Raw genomic sequence first — 19,125 nt, forward strand, 5'->3', positions numbered from 1 at the left:
ATCCAAAACCTACACACCAAGTGGGAGACGACAACCTATAACTGGAAGGAGTTGATTAACCAATTCAGTATTATCTTTGACGAACGCATTCAAGCCCATCGCTTCGACTAAACCCCGCTGACACAGTTCAGCGAGCACATCCAGATAGAGTGAACTCATCATACAACAGTAATTCTTTTACCCGTTCAATTTTGTTAGCGATAATATACTGCTCAATAGTGGTGCCTTTTACTTCGGAGAAAATAGCGGCTATATAGGCGTAATCATAGTCTAACTGCTTACTGATGTACTCGGAATTTTTCATCTTGGGCAAATCCTCCAGATGATGCACCATGTCAATAATGAGCGTTTTTACCTTTTCAATTAATACGGCTTTTTTGTCATCCATTAATTCAAGTCCTGATGTGGACAAAGCATGTTGTAATTGTTTAAGCTGTTCAGGTGTGATTGATTCTTTGATCTCCACTTCACCCAGGTCTATTAATCCATGATGAAGCTTGAGTTTATCTAATTCTTCTTCTACCCGCATCTTACAGCGACGGCTAACCATGTACTTAATGTAGAGTTTCATCGTATCATTTGTTTACAGTAGTGGGGCAATGATAAAACATATTTGCATCACTCAAAGCCATCTATTTTAGGTAATTGATTATTCATAAGGGGTAGTTTTGCAGAATCGTACAAAAACCGTCACTTGACAATTCATGGCAAGTGACGGTTTTTGTACGATTCTGCAAAACTACCCAGAGTTTAAGCTTTTCCCGTTGCTAGCCAAGTAACGGAGGAGGCTTCTTTTGTCGTATCTTTCCTAACTAGTGGCTACTTGGCAAGATTTTAGTAGGACGTTGTCTGTATTGACTACGATCCCATTATGCCACAAGCTTCCTGTCCTCTCACTCTGCTGAAGGAATATATTAAGTCTCTTGTTGCCACCCAGCGCATTTTTCCCAACATTATACCGCGCCCTTTTGGGAAGGACTATACTCGCTCTGAATTGAATACCATCTACCAGGCATTAAAGACTGCTCTTGAAAGACCCCATCCGGCCATTAACAAACAACTAGTTTTAGACTTTAAAAAGATAGGCACGCCAAAGCGGTATCTGCACTGGTTTCTGGGTAGGCATTGGGAAGCATTGGTGGACATTTTAACTGAAGGAGAGTCTGATTACGTTTGTGAGTATGCTACTCCTTCTTACAGTCCTATTGACACACCTGAGGAGTTATCCATAGATTGCAAAGGGGATAAAAACACTACAATAGAGTCATTTACTGGCCAGTGCGAAGCGGTTTTATAAAGAGCGAGCCGGAAGCAATAATCAAGTAAAAAGTTAAAGTAAGAAAGGGTCAATCCACTTGGAATGACCCTTTTTCGTGTCCTACGGCCTGTTCTGTAGTCAAACGTTATGCTCACTCAAACGTCGTTTCTGGCGGTCCTTTACTCGCAATTGATAGCTCAATCTACCCATATTTTATTAACATAATACGGACCTCTCCTCGCTCCTTTGCAACGTACAATCCGGCCTATTTTCAGGGCTTGTCTAGAGCGTTCAATCTTAGAATTTTCCCTTAACATAATCCATCATATGCAACTTGACTAAGAAAAGTACCATTTTCAAGGCAACCAATTTTTCAAAAGGATGTGCAGAGAATCGCCCCTTCTTGGCTGTAAAATGACAAATGAGTTAATCTTTTCGAGTAGTAGTTGGTAAGCTAGGAAAATTTCGAATTCTCAAATAAGGCTCCCATGTGAGACGAAGGAATGTTCATGTATCTGCTTCTTGAATGGGGCGTTTGGTGAGATGATCAAATAGGCTTCATGAGTATATGTTATCTTCTTCAACTGGCTGGCTGCTTTTAGCTAACATTCAGATGATGTTGCAACGAATCAAGCCAACATCCCAAATATAATTCTCCAACACGTTCTACGTGTAATCCAGAGATGAAAAGCTAACATTTTCTTAACAGCACTTCATTGAGCATAATCTACTTTTGTGTGCCTGTTAAAATCGAGAAATTTTCCCCAACATACACTTGAACTTATGTATTTAAAACTACGATCATCGAGATTCATCTGTGCTTCCGCATGTTTGATATCCTGGGCTGGATTGAGCATTAACCCATCCCAGGCGTTTTCTAAGGATTCTGATAAAGAGGTATTTTTTAACCTGAAAAACCCTCTTTTAACTGTTTTATCCGTTGCCCAGCCCATTTCGGGTAGGGTTACAGATGAAACAGGAGCACCGTTACCCGGTGCAAACGTTTTGATTAAGGGAACAACAAATGGTACAACAACAGATGCTGATGGGAAATTTGTTATTGATGCCGGTGCCAATGTCGTTCTTGAAGTTTCTTATCTAGGCTATAACTCGAAGGAAGTTTCAGTGAACGGGCAATTATCAATAGTCGTGCAATTAGACCCAAATCTCTCGCAACTGAATGAAGTGGTTGTGGTTGGCTACGGTACCCAAAAAAAATCTGACGTAACGGGTGCAATTAGTTCGTTAAAGAGCGAAAACTTTAACCGGGGGGTCGTAACAAATCCAGGGCAGCTTTTACAAGGGAAAGTTTCGGGTGTAAATGTAACGAGTGCAAGCGGTGAGCCCGGTGCTGCTCAGAATGTCATTATTCGTGGTATTGGGAGCCTGCGTTCTGGCACACAGCCGCTTTATGTGGTCGATGGCTTTTTGATCGACAATTCCTCTCAGGGCGTTGACACCAATCCGCTGAACTTTCTTAACCCCAGCGATATTGAAAGCATTGACGTGCTGAAAGATGCCAGTGCTACCGCCGTATATGGTTCCAGAGCGTCAAATGGCGTGGTGGTCATAACCACGAGGAAAGGAAGATCCGGAAAAACGGAAATGAATTTTTCCGTGTCCACCGCCTGGTCTTCCCTGTCCAATAAGATAGGCGTGTTCAGCGCCGACGAGTTTCGCAAGCAGGTACCCGCCTCGGGTGGAACGTTGAACGACTATGCGGGAAATACCAATTGGCAAGACCAATTGTCTCAAACAGGCGTGTCAAAAAAGCTTGACTTCTCCCTCAGCGGAGCGACCAGTAATAAATTTTCCTACTATGCATCGGTAGGCATTCAGGATCAGGGCGGGATCTTGAAGAATAGCAACCTGAAACGTTACTCCGGGAAGCTCAACATGAATCAAAAGGCACTCAACGGCCGGCTGAATATCGATTACAATCTGACGACCTCTCATACCGAAAATTTACGCCCGAGTATCGGTTCCACCATCAGTGACATGCTCAGTCTGAATCCGACGATTCCGGCCTATACCAACGGTGAGCCCACTTTATTAACCACCAATGCCTTAAATCCGTTGAAAAGGTATGACATCTACAGTGACCAGGCCGTCAATAACCGGATTTTGGCGAGTATTTCACCGTCCATAGAAATACTCAACGGCCTTGTTTACAAGCTGAACCTGGGTGTTGACTATTCCGCTACCAACCGCGACCAGCAGTACAAACCCTTTCCGTCGGTTATTAATGAGTCCAATATTTCAAATGGGTCACTATCCACGCTCATTAGCACAAACACAAATAAGCTGGTAGAGAATACGCTTACCTACAACTGGCATCAGGATGTTCACGGCATTACGGTATTGGCGGGACATTCCTACCAAAGCTTTCTGGAGGAAAACAGAACGTATACCTCCAATGGTTTTGCCAATAACAATATTGAACCCAAGTACCAGAACCAAACCAGTTCAACGGTATATCCCACCACCATGAATTCGTCTGCCGTGAAGAACGAACTGCAATCCTTCTTCGGAAGAGTGAATTATACCTACGCCGATAAATATTTGTTTACGGCAACCCTTCGTGCCGATGGATCCTCCAAGTTTGGAACGAACAACAAATACGGCTATTTCCCCTCGGTTGCCCTGGGATGGAACCTCAGCAAGGAAGCTTTTATGGCCAACTCGGCTTTCGACAACCTGAAGTTGCGGGCCAGCTGGGGTAAAACGGGTAACCAGGAGATTCCCTCCAAGATTACAAAAGCCAGCTATTCGGAAAGCCGATTAATAACAGGTGGTCAAAGTCTTAATACGTATCCCTTAGATCCCAATGCCACTTCCATTGGAAGTTATCCGTACGGAATAGTGTATACCCGTTTGGCGAATCCGAATCTGCAATGGGAGGTATCTACCCAAATAGATGCGGGCATTGATTTCGCATTTTTAGGTAACCGATTGAGTGGTACGTTGGATTATTTCAATAAGGAGTCGTCTAATATACTCTTGGAAGTTACGCCAGCCGATCCGGTTCAGCCTACCGCTACCTACTGGACCAACATCCGTGGTATGAAGATCCAAAACAATGGTATCGAGTTGGAGCTGGATTATAACGGTAAGGCAGGTGCCGACTTCTCCTATACTATCGGTGGTAACGTAACCTATATTCAAAACAAGGTAAAAGACTCCCCCTACTCCGTGCTGACCACCGGAGCGGCCCAGGGTTCCGGACAAACTGGTGCGACCATTAATGGCTATATCAACAATGAGCCGATAGGTGCCTTCTATATGTTTCAATTTGATGGCATTGGTGCCAATGACCTCAATCAGTTCAAGGACGCGAATGGCGATGGTGCCACTTTGGACAATGACCGTCGCGTGGTAGGTAGTGCCATTCCAAAGTTCATCTATGCGTATCACCTGAACTTTAAGTACAAAGGTTTTGACCTCGGTATAAACTTCAATGGCGTAGCCGGAAACAAAATCTACAACCATACGGCTATGACCCTGTTCACCAAGGCGCAATTGTCTAAATCCAACAACACAACGGATTTTGCTGTTCAGTATCCCAAAGAGTCGGTGACCAACGCCAATACCGTATCCACCCGTTATTTGGAGAGTGGGTCTTTCCTGCGATTGAATAACGCAACGCTGGGCTACAACCTATCGGCCAGTAAGATTGGATTAGCCAATGTATTCCGGAACATCCGTTTGTCGGTAACCGGTCAAAACCTGTTCGTGGTAACAAAATATTCCGGCTTTGACCCTGAGATCAATACAGGATCGACGTTAGGGGGAATTCAAACCTTTGGGATCGACTATTTTACCTATCCTAAGGCAAGGACAGTCCTGATTAGCCTTACTGCAACATTCTAGAGAAAAACGAAAGGTTCGCTTCGTAACACTTACCAAAAACAAATCAGATGAAAAATATTAGATTTAATAGCGCTCTGACGACCGTTATATTTTTACTCACCTTTTTCGGTTGCACCAAACTGGATGAAGATATTCTGGACGAGTCGCTGACTGGCACCGGCCAGGCAGAAGTTGTCAGCGGATCGATAGCCCCCGTGTATGGTCTACTTCGTCAGGTATGGCTACATACTGTTAATTTCGGCCTTCAGGAGATTGCCTCCGATGAGGCCATCCTTCCCTACCGTGGCGGTACCGACTGGTATGATGGAGGCAAGTTCATAGCGGTTCACCAGCACCTGATGACCGCCAGTAATTCGCTGGTGGGAGATTCCTGGACCTATATAACGTTGTGTCTATCGAGGGCAGTAGTTGCCGAGGAAAGATTAAGACCAGAAGCTAAAAAGGGCAATGCTACTGCTGCGGGTGCGCTAAATGAAATGATAACCATGAAGGCATACCTCAATATGTTGGCACTCGACAATTGGGGGCTTGTTTTCAAGAAAGAGAGTTCGGATCAGGTTTCCGTAATCCTGAGGGGACAAGAGGCAATCGATTATATTGAAGGTGAGCTTTTGTCGGTTGTGAATGTTTTGACTAATGACATCGGCCCGGGTAGGTTTAACAAAGACGCCGCGAGTGCCTTGCTGGCTCGACTATACTTAAATGCCGCCGTTTACCGTGATCCTTATGGCACGCCTAACTTTAAGAAGGAGGATATGGACAAGGTTATCCAGTATACAAACAGTATTATCTCCGGGGCTCATTCATTGTCTGCCGAATACTTCGAACTGTTCAACGATGCTAACCATACCAACCCTGAACTGATTTTTGCACTCGATCAAAGAGGTGTACTTGAAACCGAGGCGGTTAGATGGTCCTATTGGCCAATATCCGGTGCTCTAATTCCGAGGCCAGAATTCCCAAACACCAGGGGAACCGATGCCGTAGCCGCTACCCCCGACTTTATTCAGACCTGGGTTGATGCATACGCCCCTGTAGATCCTGCTAAGGCAGATGCCCGCTTTTATCAGGAAAATACAGTTATACCGGATAACCTTAAAGATCTCACCGGGGTAACCCCGGCAAATGACGCAAACCATTACTATTGTGTAGACGCTAAAAGTTTTGAAATTAACAGAGGATTTCTTCGCGGTGTTATCTGGGGTCCAAGAAAAGATGCTGGAGGTAATATTTTGACGTGCGTCGATGGAAAGGTAAGGATATATCCCGTTATCAAATTAAATGATAGTGACGCAAATAAGGTCTATGTTAACCACACGCTCAATGTGGACTTTACTGATGCTGGTAGTTTACACAACACAGGATACCGATTTTCAAAGTATCAGTTTAGCCATACAGGTCCCAATTGTTGTTCCTACGGTAGTGTTGATGAGGTCTTGATGCGGCTGGGAGAGATGTATTTGATGCGGGCGGAGGCGAAGTTGAGAAATGGCGACAATGCCGGAGCTTTGGCGGATGTCAATACGTTAAGAACTTCCCGAACCGCCCGCCCTGCACAAACTCCACCAGCGTTGACTACTATTAATTTGGATGTGTTGTACCGCGAAACGGGATTTGAATTGTACTGGGAAGGGCTGAGACGCAATTATCAAATACGGTTCGGCAAATACGAAGGAAGATGGACCGGTAAGACCGATACTGATGTGCACAAAAGATTGTTCCCGATCCCTCAAAAAGCGATCGACGGTGCCTCTAGCGAAAAAGGATTTTTAGTGCAAAACTTAGGCTATTAAACCAAAATAGGGCTAAGTAGATACGGCAAGAAATAGATTTTCTTGCCGTATCTTTTTTCAATACCTATTCATTTACTAAGAGTTTACCACAGTCGAAACCCATCCTATAAAAACATTATATGCTAGTTGGCATACCTAGGGTAGATCGTCCGAACTAACACAATTCGCCACGACTTCCCTGTAGCATCTGTGTATTACGGAGATGCTGGTTCAGCGTCAATTTAGATACTGTTGGCGAATTCAGCTTTTGAGGCCTAAAAAGACTATCTTCAGTTTCATCTAAGCCTCTTTCGCTATGTCCTTGCAGTCCCAACTCATGCTTAGTATTCCTCGGCAAACCGTCCGCGTTGCCCGGGCCGCTTTTCCACAAGGTAATCGCTACATGCAATTGAGAGATACGTTGGGCACCATCTATGACGATAAGGGTGCGTTTGCCGTTTCGTACAAAATCCGTCACTTGACCGATTTGACTGGCTCTCGAATAGATAATTAAGCTTTTCCGCCTGTGATTCAAAAAATATTTCCCTTTGAATCACAGGCGATTAGCCATTTGGATACTCGTATTTATTCGAAAAACGGGGNCAGAAAGTAGGTCTGCTGACACTTCTAGTTTGCGCTTTATAAAACTGATTTTCCGGTTTTAATCGTTTAATAATCAAGGTATTGTATAATGTTTACAGTCCAGGTGACGGATTTTGTACGAAACGGCAAACGCACCCCATCGATCATTCGGCGCTCCTGTGTAAGATTGGTGCCATGAAGCTGACCACTTGGAATTACAAAGGTCAGCACCTGATTCGTCACTACGGACCCATGGCACAAGACTTTTACGCGGCTTTTGGTCAGGATGATCTGGGCCAGGTAGGCTGCGACACGCTGATTTACAGTCATGATTTTGCGGGCGTCACCTTTGCGGGGGTACAAGCCCTAATCGGGGAGAATGAGCGATTAAAAACCCGGCTGGCAGCGTTGGAAAAAGAAAAGCAGCAAACGGAAGACCAATTAAACAAGATGGCAACGTATGAATCTCGTCTGGAAGCCCTGGAGGCCAGACTCAACGAGCGGCAGGGGCAAAGCCCCAATTCAACCGCCTCTCCATCCGATACGCCTTCTAAGTCAAAATAAGCCCGTTTTAATCGATCCGTTGGCTACTGGAAAGTCTAGTCAAAAACCAGAATGAATACTTAATGTCTCTTCGCGCGAATGAAAAATGAAATAGGTCGCCTTCGTCTCAAGTGGGAGCCTTTTCTGAGATTCAGCAGTGCAACCGGGTGAGAAAATGGATAAGACTTCCGACCAGCGGATCAAGCTCTGGTAAGAAAAACTGTCGTGCGGGTAAGATCCGGCTACTCCCCCGGGTTTGAAAGAGTGATCAATTACGCCGAAGGTGCCGGACTTACCTAACACACAAATTGTTACTTCAGCTTACCGGACTATAATTGACTACCTTGGCTTTCTCCTTCCTCTTACAACCAAATCCATGCCCCGACTTGTACTGATTTGCATACTTTATGGACTGACGATTAGTGCCGCCCAGGCACAATCAATTGCTGTACGAGACAGCCTGTTGAAAAAACTCAACGCCTTGCCGGTTACGGCCAATGACACCACGCGGGTAAACGTACTCAACGCCTTAGGCTTTGGATATTGGGCCACTAAACCCGATACGACCTACCTGTTATCACAGCAAGCCTATGAGCTTGCCCAAAGGCTCAACTATCCAGCAGGGCAAGCACAGGCACTCCTTGTCATGTCCACCGCATTTGTCCAGTTGGGCGATTACGCTAAAGCCTTAAAAATGCTCAATCAAGCCAAACAGCTTTATATAAAGTTAAAAGCCCCCGGTAGGGTAGCCGTTGTCTTAAACAATACCGCGCACTCGTATATGCTACAGGGCGAATGGCAAAAAGGCTTAGTGAAACTACAGGAAGGTTATGCCTTGTATAAAACCATAGATAAACCCGATCCGGGTTTGAAGCCCACTATGCTTGCCAACATTGGGGAGTGTTTTTATCAATTGAAGCAATTGGGTTCGGCAAGTGTGTCTCTAAATCAGGCGTTGCCATTAGCTAAAATTAGAGATCCAGGCTTGTTTGGCCGTAATCTTTATCTGTTAGGGGATGTAGCCCTGGCCAAAAACAACACGGAGCAAGCCTATTCCTTTTATCAGCAAAGCATTGGCGTATTAAGTAAAGAAAATTTCTATACACGGCTGAATGAGGCCTATTACCGACTGGCAACATTTTATCAGAAGACTGCGCAGAAAGACTCTGCCCTTCACTACGCCAAGCTTTCCTTAGTCAATGGCCAAAAAAGTGGTTATGCCAAAGGCATTTTGAAAAGCAGCCAATTCCTGACTGAACTGTACAAAGGCAAAAACGATACAGAAGCCCTACGGTATTATGAAATCGCCGTGGCCGCCAAGGATAGTCTGTACAGTCAGGACAAAATGAAACAGTTACTGTCGCTGACGTTTGACGAAAAACAACAGGCTCAGGAAATCGAAGCTGCCAAAGCAGAGTACCAAAGCAGCGTCCGCACATACATCTTCATCGGGCTGTTAGCCGTCCTGGGAGCCATCGCCCTGGTGCTATACCGCAACAACCGGCAGAAACAACGGGCCAATGCCCTGCTCCAACGCCAGCGCGACGAAATCCACGAGCAGCGTACCAAAGCCGAACAATCCCTCGCTGAGCTACGGGCCACCCAGACCCAACTCATTCAAAAAGAGAAAATGGCCAGCCTGGGAGAGCTAACGGCAGGCATCGCCCACGAGATTCAGAACCCACTCAACTTCGTCAATAACTTCTCGGAAGTGAGTGCCGAGTTGGTCACCGAACTCGAAGAGGAACAGCAAAAACCCGACCGCGACACTGACCTGGAAGCCGAACTGCTAGTCGATTTAAAGCAGAACCTCCAAAAGATTACCCACCACGGCAGCCGGGCCTCCGCCATCGTCAAGGGTATGCTCGAACACTCCCGAACCGGCACGGGTGAGAAACGCCCCACCGACCTCAACGCCCTGGCCGATGAATACCTCAAAATTGCCTACCATGGGCTTCGCGCAAAGGATAAAGACTTCAACGCGGATTTAAAGACGGTTTTCGGAACTGACTTGGGGCGCATCGAGGTGGTTCCCCAGGAGGTTGGGCGGGTGTTGATGAATCTGTACAACAACGCCTTTTATGCCGTAAACGAAAAACAAAAACAAGCCCCCTCAGACTATCAACCGACCGTTTCAGTCAGCACCAGGCAAGTCAACGGGCAAACCGAGATTCGTGTCCACGACAACGGTACAGGCATACATGATGCGGTCAGAGCCAAGATCTTCCAGCCCTTCTTTACCACCAAGCCTACCGGGGAAGGAACGGGGTTGGGATTAAGTTTGAGTTATGATATTATCACCAAGGGACACGGCGGAAGCCTGACAGTAGAGAGCCAGGAAGGCGAAGGCAGTACGTTTGTGATTCAATTACCTGCTATGAGTTAAGCGAGAGTACTATCTCTTTAAACGCCCCATTCTTGATACACGGACATTGGTTGACCCACCAACGTCATTCTGTTCGAGCCTCGGTCTCAAATTGTCATCTCACTAAACAAAATCAGAATCTCACATTTTAGCTGAGTTTGTGAGAATTATTTTTAGCCCAAATGACTAATTGTCCGCACGAGCGGCCCCGTCCCTTTCTGCAGAACTATCTGTATTGGCCCATGTAGGCTTTATGAAGTCTTTTTTATGCGGGGACGTTTGGGTCTAGGGGGCTTGGCAGGTTGTAGAGGAGTTAACGGAGTGGGCTGAGTAGGGGTTGGTTTGTTCGGGCTCATTATCAGGTTATGTTTAGTCACGGTAACCCATTTCGGGCTATATAGTTTAGACAAACTAGAGTTCGGCTGACGGGTATTTACTCGTAGTTTGGCTAAGATGAATCGGCTATTCATAAGCGAGCTATACAAGTTTTTTTAGTACTAAATAGCTCTCTTTTCGGAACGTAGACTAGCTAGATTATTAGCCTATGCCAGCCTAGCTAATTAATTGAAAGATGGGAATTAAATAACTGAAAGTCAGAATCTTAAATATAAGAAATAACTTGTTTTATTACACCGATCAGGGCACTATCCAGCTTTATTAAGGGTTATATTAGTAGCTACCAGATACCCATTCTATGTACTGTATTAAGTGCGGTAATTTGATTCCCCAAGCTCGGCTGAAGGCTCTGCCAACGGCCAAAACCTGTGTCCATTGTTCAGCTGCTCAGCGAGTAGCCGGTTTCCCCTTGATTACCGGTAAAACTGAATATTCTGCTCTACAAATCGTATCACAAGCTGATGCCCAACAGCTGCATAAAATGGGAGCCCGACGAGGCATGGGTGCCTCTTCCTATATGAAGCGCGAGAAACGGACCTAGTTTCCTTGATTCGAAACCGGTAGGTTTGCTGCCTTCAACTTTGCTTACTACTCTTACTGCTGGCTGACTCCTCCACGAGTTAGCCTTTTTTATTGACTTGGTATAAGAAAGGTTATCTGGTATTAGCCCTATGGGTGCGCTTCCCGAATCGTACCCACAAGAGCCAGATTGATTTTAGCCACAATGCCTTATTTTCGTTGAATGAATCAAAAGGTATGCTACTTCCTGAAGACGAGCGCATAGATATAGCTAAACTGGCATCCGTCTTTTCAGACACAACCAACTCCTATAAATTTTACTGGTTGCTAGCGATACTGGACAGTCTGCGTGAAAACGGTCGGACACGAATAGCCATGCGTGATCTATCGATACGCATGATCGCTAGCGTATGGTACCCGCTCGATTATTTCAAATTGTCGTTTGGTAGGCAGGATAGTTTTAAGTTGATCGCCGATTTCGTATCCGATCGAATGGCAATTGATAACGGCCCAATGGCCCCAGGTTTAGTTGATCAGCTAAGAAGCGGTCTGTCCGAAAGCGATTTGATAACCCTGTATGGTAAAGTTGGCAACTTATTACGTTTTGTACCCTATCGCTTTATCAGACCCTTCTTCGCGCAGGAAATACGGGCGATACCCGATTATCAAGTCAATGTCCGACTTGTTGAACTAGCCAATCAGTCTTCAAAAGCACCCTACCGCTTTATTGGCGATGACATCGAATTGACCCAGGATTGGTTCACTTACCTGAACCAGCATCAGGCTATACTACGGGGCTACACACAATGGCATCTGGTTCGGTTTCTGCAAAAGCATAATCCAAATGTCATTGGTTTGACGGAAAAACTGGAAAGACCTGGAGTTCGGATATTAACCACCGCAAGCAAATTCTGGAAAACCTATTTAGTAGCCAATCCAAATTTGACTTGTATTTATTCCCGTCAGCTTATCAACCAAGCGAACCTAAGCTTAGACCATTTTCTGCCCTGGTCATATGTGGCTCACGATCAACTTTGGAATATCATTCCAACGCCCAAAGCGGTTAATTCCCGGAAAAATGACTGGCTACCGTCGATAGATTTATACTTCAATGCCTATGCCTGGCTTCAGTACCAGGGTTTCCAGTTTCATGCAATCAACGGCAACCATAAGCTACTGGAAGATTACCACCTGTTCTTTGCCCAAAGTCTGGATTCTTTACGAGATCAGCCATTTGACTGGTTCAGGGAACGGTTGGAGCGCCAGATTATACCCCATGTTCAGACGGCCCAAAACCTAGGTTTCCCCTATCCTTTTAAGATATAATCACTGATTAGCGAATCGCCAACTTAATCATCCTAGCCACTCCCCTTCCTTGTCGCACGAGGGTTCTCTACTAACCTCCGTGCTGTAATTAGCACTACTACCTAGATGTCAGTCCTTGGCTGTCTGTTGTTGTCGCTTCAGTAAGCGCATGACCTGAGTGGCCTGAAAAGCACAACCCCGTACGGTATGAAAGCCGGTCTGGTTGAGGTGGTCGGCAATTTGAGAATAATTCTTGCCGGCCTTATACATCATGTCGGCAACAGATAAGGCCCGCCGGTTTGCCGGGTTGGCTACCGCATTACGCCGGGTAGTTTCCCCGCCTTTCTGCTGACCATGGGCCGTTAGGTTCTCCGGTTTCCCCAGTTTAGCCCCCTGGGCAATCTTAGCGGCTAAAGCCGATCGGGTGCGAGCGCTGATCAATTCCCGCTCATGTTGAGCCAGTGAAGCAAATATGCCAATGGTGAGTGTATTGGCATCGGGCATATCGACGCATTGGAAATTAACCCCCGAATCCCTCAAGGTAAAAATAAAGGACGCATTCCGGCTCAAGCGGTCCAGTTTAGCAATGACGAGAATAGCGTCCTCTTTCTTGGCCCGCTCAATGGCTGCTGCCAGTTGACCGCGCTGGTTGTTTTTACCGGATTCAATTTCGGTATACTCGGCTAGGATAACACCCTTAATAAATCCGGTCACAGCCGTGCGTTGGGCTTCCAATCCCAACCCCGAAGTCCCTTGTGCTTTAGTGGATACCCGGTAATAGGCTATATATTTGGTGAGGCCTATACTGGTTACGGCAGAGGTTGGTTTCTTCGCCATTCGCTTACAGAATTACCTTATTAATCCGAAAAGTGAGAAATGGGTATTTCTTGGAGAGCTCCATTAAGCGGGTTTCGGCTTCTTCCAGGCTCAATTGCTCGGCAGAGTCGGACAGGGGTAAAAGTGCCCCGGTAGAGTTGTCAAATTCTTTGACTGAAACCCACTCCCCCTGAACGGGTGTGAGAAACTGAACTACATGATATACCATAATCTCATTGCTTTGTCTGCCCAAAAATATAATTTCTTATTCACTTTACAAGGCTTGAACGGACGTTTAGAAAATGTAAAATAACCCTACCTTTATCAAATAACCCCCCATTTGTGCCATGGAACACCCGTTCAGTTACAAAAAGTACGTCGCCTACTTTCGCGTGTCGACCCAGCGCCAGGGAGCCAGTGGCCTCGGGCTCTCCGCGCAGCGCACCAGTGTCAGTGCCTATATCCATAACAAGGGAGAAATTGTCGCCGAGTTCACTGACATTGAGTCGGGCAAAAAGAACAACCGACCTGAGCTGCTCAAAGCCATTGCACTTTGCAAAGAGAAAGGAGCCGTGCTCCTGATTGCCAAGCTTGACCGACTCACCCGGAACGTGGCATTTATTTTTACATTAAGGGATTCGGGGGCCGAGTTTGTCTGTGCCGATATGCCCCAGGCCAATACGCTCACCATCGGGGTGATGGCTACGATGGCTCAGCACGAACGGGAAGTCATTGGCGATCGTACCCGCAAAGCACTGGCCGAAAAGAAACGGGCTGGTTATGTATTGGGTAAACCAGAAAATTTAACGGTCCAGGCGGTGCAAAAGGGACTGGCCGTTCGGCAGCTAAATGCCCGCGAAGATGAGAACAATCGTCGGGCGGCTGCCTTTGCCCGGTCGCTGCGCGGGGCGGGAGTGAGCTGGAGTAGTATTGCGGCTACGTTAAATGAGCATGTTTTCCGCACCCGTCGAGGGAAGCAATTTCAGGCCGTGCAGGTGCAACGAATTATGGCACTTTTCAACTAATTGGGAATTGGCGGAGACGAATTCGTTAAAACATCTAATTGTATTTAACCAGGATCCGAGGAAGTAGTATCCAAATTTTTAGCACGAATAACTGAGCCAGTTTAGTATGATTTTTCCAAGATAGGTACTCTTGTTGAGCGTTGCTTTTTCCCCGCTAATCAACCCGGTGATTGCTTGACTTATTTACGGCTAAGACACTATATTCGTCGGTGTTTTAGCCAACCACTATTCCGACCCATGACGCCCAAACAGAGCCAGCGGCTCATCAAAAAAATAGCCGATATAAAACGGGCCTTGGCCACCGAAAAACGGACGTTTGGTGGCTATGATGACTCCCGGGGACTGCGTTATTTGCCTACCCGTTATTATCTCCAGCTGGCCGATTACAAAGGGGGATTAGCCTATACCCGCTGGTTCGCCAAAGTATTTCCCGATGATATTGGCTTTCCGGATTTCCTGTTTGAATGGGCGGTGCTGCTCTTTAAGTCGGGCAAATTTGCCGAGGCAAAAGTAAAAATATGGCAAACTTTCTGTGCCAATACGTATGTGCTGGATAAGTTCTTTGGCCATCCCATTCAACCACTCCAAAAATATGAATGGTCAAATATGGCTCAGGCTGGTTTCACGGCGTATTTCACCTATTCCCACCAGCAAGCGGAGTTAATAGATTTCAGCCATTGGCTGGAGGAGTTTATGGCTAGTGAGCCCTTTATAACCCGTCAAGCCCGGTACCTGACCATTCATCAACAGCTGTTAGTAGAAGACGATCAGGAAATCAGGGCGTATTTACGCCAGGAAGCGGATCAGCTAGAAAACGCAATTAAATTCTAAAAAACGTCTGTCTTACACCTGTAAGACAGACGTTCATTTTGTCTTACGAATTGTATTACTTTACATAAGTCAGATTATACAACTTTTTTCAACTCGGTACCGATCATGGCACAAGTCCCTCCGGATAGCCGTACTTCTTGGTTTTTTAAATTTTGTGAATCGGTTCTGGCGGCCATGGCTTTGCTGAATCTCCTGCTGTTTCCCTTATTGCTGATGCCTATCTCATTTTTCGAGAAATACGGTCAGTATTTTAAGTATGTATTAATTGGTATGGTTGGGGTGACCTTACTCGGTAGCCTAATCTACGTCTGGATATGGCATCGACGCGAAAAGACTAATAGTATTCATAGTGTTTTGCAGCATGCCTGGTTGCAAGGTATTATTCGTTACTGGCTGGCTTTATCAATCTCTAGCTATGGCTTTGCCAAAATTTTAAAAACGCAGTTTGAAACTGCTGATTACGACCTTGATATGCCTTTAGGCGCGATTAAGGGAATGGGGCTAACCTGGTACTATTTTGGGTACTCGTATCCATTGGCAGTTATTATTGGACTTTTTCAAATTGGGGGGTCTATCCTACTGCTCTATCGCAGGACAACCTTACTAGGAGCGACGATCCTTTTACCAGTGATGGTCAACATCGTCCTGATTAATGTATTCTATAACATTGCTATTGGAGCCTTTTTTAACTCGGTCATTTATTCACTATCCCTGGTATTTCTCTTGTTGTTGTATGGGAAAAGACTCAAACTTATCTTCTGGGACGTAATCGATCATCTTCCTAGTATTCCCTTAGGGCGAAGCTGGATCAAGCACGGCACACGTATACTACCAATTGCGTTGGCCTTTGTCGGGCTTAAAGTGGGAATTAGTATGCGCTCCAATGACCAAACACTCAAAGGCACCTGGACGGTGGAAAAACTGATGCGCAACGGTCGAGCCCAACCGGCTACGGCTTGGCTAACGGATAGGAAGTCTTGGAGCCGAATCTATTTTGCAGGGTATGAAGAATGCGTCTTCAGTCCAAACCCATACCGGTTTGACCCCAGTGAATGCTTAGGAGGTAGCTATAAGTTCGATAGTCTGGATAATAAACTGCAAGTGGCTTTCTATTCTGATGATACCTTACGGGCTACCATAAGTAATCGTACTGCTGAAACGATGCGACTCAAAGGAATTCTCTATGGTGACACATTGGATATGCAACTCGCTCGACTACATAGATAGATTGTCATATATCTAAAAAAGTAGGGGAGTCGCCAACATTCGTACGGAATGTTCCATGAAATAATTGTCATGGACTTAATTGTCTAATAATGTGTGCATTACCAAAATGGTAAAGGAAACGTTCGTTTGCTTTACCACCTATCGGCTCGGTAAATGATGAGTTTACAAGCCCCTATTGAGGCAATAAACCCAGTAAAGGAATCAAAGTAAGCTATCCATTATAGCTATTCGAGTTGTTTTACTCTTCGGAATTGGCCCGATGGAACATTTCGTACGAATGTGCCCCCCCCCCCAACTATCTCGAAACCACCTTACGCCAATTTTGTAGTTAGCTACCATTTTTGGAGAGACCCAAAAAAAATTCGTGTCATATCATAATTTGACACCCCAAAAATATAATTTGATACCCACGAAAATTAACACAAAGCTAATTTTGTGAAAACAATCCAAATTTTAAAAAAATGAACATTTTAAAAATTACACTTCTAATTGGTGCGTTCTTTTTTGGACTAAAAGAAGTAAAGTCTCAAAGCACAATTTCATTATCACAACAACAGGAAGATTTTAAAGTCTTCAGAACTGGCATTGACGAAATGCAAGTTGGAACTGACTGGTTTATTACACCATTACGTTTCAATGAATTATGTGATAGTGTTTACAATTCGCTTACGGATAATGACAATATTTTTACGTTTTCCAATAAACTAAGATTTTGTTTAGCCTCACTAAAAGCAGGTCATAACGGAATTAATCTACCTGACGGATTATTGAATCAAAATAATACTTTACCGTCTAAAACTTTACCGTTTATTCTAAGGTACACAGACGAAAAACTGATTATTAAGGTTAATTGTAGCCCCAATCAAAACATTCCAAGTGGTAGCGAAATAATTTCAATAAATGGAAAGTCGGTAAAAGAATATTCAAATGAATTTTTAAAATACTGCTTTTTAAATGGAAAAAATACCAGTTTTGGCTATCAACAATTAGGTACCTTTTGGGGCTTTGTTAATTTATTAAAAGGGCTTCATCCAGCCAGCAACTACGACCTTAAAATTATACCATTTGGAAAAACAGAAAAGATAAAGTTGAATGTAGCAACAGAACCCAATGACACAATAGCAAAATACTACAAAATACAATTGGGTAGAGCCATCAATTATTGGAATCCCAATGCTCCTAAATTGGAATATAAAATAGTTGATTTGAATAAAAGAACGGGGTACTTGAAAATAGCTACCTTCACAAGTGGAGATCTTGGAAGTAAGTATAAAAAACAGCTAAACGAAATATTCACCAAAATTAAAAAAGAAAATATCGAAAATCTTATTGTGGATATAAGAGGAAATGGTGGAGGAGACGATGACGTAGAACAATACATAACAAGTTATTTTAGGGCAGTACCCAAAGATAGTAGCAATGCAAATCTTTATCTTAAAAGTGACAAATTTACGCTAATGNGATATGTAGAAGAAGCAGGCAACTTGGAACGAGACAATAAACTTTTCAAGGCATTTCTTACAAATCCATATTCAGTTGTAGATAAGATGCCTNACAACAGGTTTAAAATAAAACCCGAACTATTACTTGAAGATATNATTGAAAAACCTTTAATGCCTAATGCTTTTAGGGGTAATGTTTACTTGTTACAAAATGGGCTTACTTTCTCAGCAGCTTGTACTTTTGCCTTCCGTCTAAAAAAACTCATCCAAAANGAAGGTGGATTTATAAAAGTAATTGGGGAGGACAATGGATATGATGCTGATGCTGGTGTTGCAAGTGGAGGATATTTTGTTAATCTAGTATTACCCAATAGTAAAATCAAAGTATGGTTGCCATTGGTTGCAAGTGGTTCAGCTAAACCATATACCATACCACGTACAAATTTTGTGGACTATAAAATTTTTCCAACGCCAAAGGAATGTGTAGATGAGGTTGACGTTGAAATGAATTTTGTGAGGAATCTAATAAACAAGCTATAAAAACGGCAGCTAAAATTGGGTTTTGTGCAAGTTGGGCAGACGGAACAATATTTCCCAACCTGCACAAAGTCTTGCTCGTTGGCGGCAACACGACGACAACAAACTAAAAATTTAAAAAATTAATAAAATGAAAATTCAACATATTATCCTTTTTCTAATCGTTAATCTTTCTTTTTCGTCAAATTCTTTAAGAGCACAAAAAATTGACAGTAAAATATTAAAGATGGTTAACTCAAAAATTATTCATTCAAAAGTTTTAAACCAAAAGCGAAAACTTTTTATATATAAACCTCAAATAGACATTTTTTCTGAGGCACCACTTCCAGTATTATATATGATGGATGGTGAAAATATTGGAATGGTTGCAGGTATTGTTGACTCTCTAATTAATAGTGGCGACTTCCCACCAATGATTATTGTTGGCATTGCAAATTATAAAGATGAAAGAACTAACGACTTATCACCTGTTCCCCTGACTACAAACCAAATCAGCGGAACAAAAACAGGTGGTGGTAACCTTTTTTTAAAATTTATAAAAGATGAAGGGCTTTGTTGCATGGCTACGTAGGTACTCGCATTACAGCTTTGGGCATCCCTAATTTTGTGAATCGGTTTAGGCAGTTTGCCTTCACGT

The 19,125-nt window shown here is 44.2% G+C and carries 16 protein-coding genes; 13 read left to right on the forward strand and 3 right to left on the reverse strand.

Features of this window, described 5'->3' with window-relative positions:
* Positions 1-127: 127 nt before the first annotated feature.
* Entirely contained in the window at positions 128-571 is a 444-nt protein-coding gene (locus B157_RS0102990) for a helix-turn-helix domain-containing protein (protein WP_020601896.1), read from the reverse strand.
* A 300-nt stretch (positions 572-871) separates the two neighbouring features.
* On the opposite strand from B157_RS0102990, the gene B157_RS34270 reads away from it, so the two are divergent.
* The 8 genes from B157_RS34270 to B157_RS0103020 all read left to right on the forward strand — a co-directional run bounded on the left by B157_RS34270 (position 872) and on the right by B157_RS0103020 (position 12,631).
* The gene (locus B157_RS34270; protein WP_020601897.1) at positions 872-1,297 is read left to right on the forward strand and encodes a hypothetical protein; all 426 of its coding nucleotides are present in this window, start codon (positions 872-874) and stop codon (positions 1,295-1,297) included.
* A 744-nt stretch (positions 1,298-2,041) separates the two neighbouring features.
* Positions 2,042-5,128, forward strand: a complete 3,087-nt coding sequence (locus B157_RS0103000) for a SusC/RagA family TonB-linked outer membrane protein (RefSeq protein WP_041951869.1) — start codon at positions 2,042-2,044, stop codon at positions 5,126-5,128.
* Between the two features lie 47 nt (positions 5,129-5,175).
* Positions 5,176-6,921, forward strand: a complete 1,746-nt coding sequence (locus B157_RS0103005) for a RagB/SusD family nutrient uptake outer membrane protein (RefSeq protein ID WP_020601899.1) — start codon at positions 5,176-5,178, stop codon at positions 6,919-6,921.
* Between the two features lie 295 nt (positions 6,922-7,216).
* Complete coding sequence (locus B157_RS34275; protein WP_020601900.1) at positions 7,217-7,414, forward strand: hypothetical protein; 198 nt, start codon at positions 7,217-7,219, stop codon at positions 7,412-7,414.
* Positions 7,415-7,584: 170 nt separating this feature from the next.
* Complete coding sequence (locus tag B157_RS36650) at positions 7,585-8,046, forward strand: tail fiber domain-containing protein (RefSeq protein WP_020601901.1); 462 nt, start codon at positions 7,585-7,587, stop codon at positions 8,044-8,046.
* A 355-nt stretch (positions 8,047-8,401) separates the two neighbouring features.
* Positions 8,402-10,411, forward strand: coding sequence for an ATP-binding protein (locus tag B157_RS0103015; protein ID WP_020601902.1), 2,010 nt, complete (start codon positions 8,402-8,404; stop codon positions 10,409-10,411).
* A gap of 673 nt (positions 10,412-11,084) precedes the next feature.
* Positions 11,085-11,327 carry a TraR/DksA family transcriptional regulator gene (locus tag B157_RS40375; protein ID WP_084761748.1) on the forward strand — a complete coding sequence of 81 codons (243 nt, stop codon included), beginning with the start codon at positions 11,085-11,087 and terminating at the stop codon, positions 11,325-11,327.
* Between the two features lie 215 nt (positions 11,328-11,542).
* Positions 11,543-12,631, forward strand: a complete 1,089-nt coding sequence (locus tag B157_RS0103020) for an HNH endonuclease domain-containing protein (protein ID WP_026308445.1) — start codon at positions 11,543-11,545, stop codon at positions 12,629-12,631.
* 108 nt (positions 12,632-12,739) lie between these two features.
* On the opposite strand, the gene B157_RS0103025 is transcribed toward B157_RS0103020, so the two are convergent.
* Together B157_RS0103025 and B157_RS0103030 are read right to left on the reverse strand one after the other, a co-directional pair.
* Entirely contained in the window at positions 12,740-13,447 is a 708-nt protein-coding gene (locus B157_RS0103025; protein WP_020601904.1) for a recombinase family protein, read from the reverse strand.
* A gap of 4 nt (positions 13,448-13,451) precedes the next feature.
* Positions 13,452-13,655, reverse strand: coding sequence for a hypothetical protein (locus tag B157_RS0103030; protein WP_020601905.1), 204 nt, complete (start codon positions 13,653-13,655; stop codon positions 13,452-13,454).
* 118 nt (positions 13,656-13,773) lie between these two features.
* On the opposite strand from B157_RS0103030, the gene B157_RS0103035 reads away from it, so the two are divergent.
* The 5 genes from B157_RS0103035 (at position 13,774) to B157_RS0103055 (ending at position 19,059) form a co-directional block, all read left to right on the forward strand.
* Positions 13,774-14,451: a recombinase family protein gene (locus tag B157_RS0103035; RefSeq protein ID WP_020601906.1), complete on the forward strand. Its 678-nt coding sequence runs from the start codon at positions 13,774-13,776 to the stop codon at positions 14,449-14,451.
* A 237-nt stretch (positions 14,452-14,688) separates the two neighbouring features.
* Positions 14,689-15,282: a hypothetical protein gene (locus B157_RS0103040; protein WP_020601907.1), complete on the forward strand. Its 594-nt coding sequence runs from the start codon at positions 14,689-14,691 to the stop codon at positions 15,280-15,282.
* 105 nt (positions 15,283-15,387) lie between these two features.
* Positions 15,388-16,509 (forward strand): hypothetical protein, encoded by a 1,122-nt coding sequence (locus B157_RS0103045; protein WP_020601908.1) that lies wholly within the window; start codon positions 15,388-15,390, stop codon positions 16,507-16,509.
* A 593-nt stretch (positions 16,510-17,102) separates the two neighbouring features.
* Positions 17,103-18,491, forward strand: a complete 1,389-nt coding sequence (locus B157_RS0103050) for a S41 family peptidase (RefSeq protein ID WP_425423185.1) — start codon at positions 17,103-17,105, stop codon at positions 18,489-18,491.
* Between the two features lie 127 nt (positions 18,492-18,618).
* Positions 18,619-19,059 (forward strand): alpha/beta hydrolase-fold protein, encoded by a 441-nt coding sequence (locus B157_RS0103055; protein WP_020601910.1) that lies wholly within the window; start codon positions 18,619-18,621, stop codon positions 19,057-19,059.
* Positions 19,060-19,125 lie beyond the last annotated feature (66 nt).

This window comes from Spirosoma spitsbergense DSM 19989 (genome assembly GCF_000374085.1).
Lineage (GTDB): Bacteria > Bacteroidota > Bacteroidia > Cytophagales > Spirosomataceae > Spirosoma > Spirosoma spitsbergense.

Bases quoted from the DNA above. Each gene is read 5' to 3' on its own strand.
- B157_RS0103020 (WP_026308445.1), top strand. From the start codon at position 11,543: ATGCTACTTCCTGAAGACGAGCGCATAGATATAGCTAAACTGGCATCC.
- B157_RS0103035 (WP_020601906.1), top strand. From the start codon at position 13,774: ATGGAACACCCGTTCAGTTACAAAAAGTACGTCGCCTACTTTCGCGTG.
- B157_RS0102990 (WP_020601896.1), bottom strand. From the start codon at position 571: ATGAAACTCTACATTAAGTACATGGTTAGCCGTCGCTGTAAGATGCGG.
- B157_RS0103055 (WP_020601910.1), top strand. From the start codon at position 18,619: ATGAAAATTCAACATATTATCCTTTTTCTAATCGTTAATCTTTCTTTT.
- B157_RS34275 (WP_020601900.1), top strand. From the start codon at position 7,217: ATGTCCTTGCAGTCCCAACTCATGCTTAGTATTCCTCGGCAAACCGTC.
- B157_RS40375 (WP_084761748.1), top strand. From the start codon at position 11,085: ATGTACTGTATTAAGTGCGGTAATTTGATTCCCCAAGCTCGGCTGAAG.
- B157_RS0103030 (WP_020601905.1), bottom strand. From the start codon at position 13,655: ATGGTATATCATGTAGTTCAGTTTCTCACACCCGTTCAGGGGGAGTGG.
- B157_RS0103025 (WP_020601904.1), bottom strand. From the start codon at position 13,447: ATGGCGAAGAAACCAACCTCTGCCGTAACCAGTATAGGCCTCACCAAA.
- B157_RS34270 (WP_020601897.1), top strand. From the start codon at position 872: ATGCCACAAGCTTCCTGTCCTCTCACTCTGCTGAAGGAATATATTAAG.
- B157_RS0103040 (WP_020601907.1), top strand. From the start codon at position 14,689: ATGACGCCCAAACAGAGCCAGCGGCTCATCAAAAAAATAGCCGATATA.
- B157_RS0103015 (WP_020601902.1), top strand. From the start codon at position 8,402: ATGCCCCGACTTGTACTGATTTGCATACTTTATGGACTGACGATTAGT.
- B157_RS0103000 (WP_041951869.1), top strand. From the start codon at position 2,042: ATGTATTTAAAACTACGATCATCGAGATTCATCTGTGCTTCCGCATGT.
- B157_RS0103045 (WP_020601908.1), top strand. From the start codon at position 15,388: ATGGCACAAGTCCCTCCGGATAGCCGTACTTCTTGGTTTTTTAAATTT.
- B157_RS0103005 (WP_020601899.1), top strand. From the start codon at position 5,176: ATGAAAAATATTAGATTTAATAGCGCTCTGACGACCGTTATATTTTTA.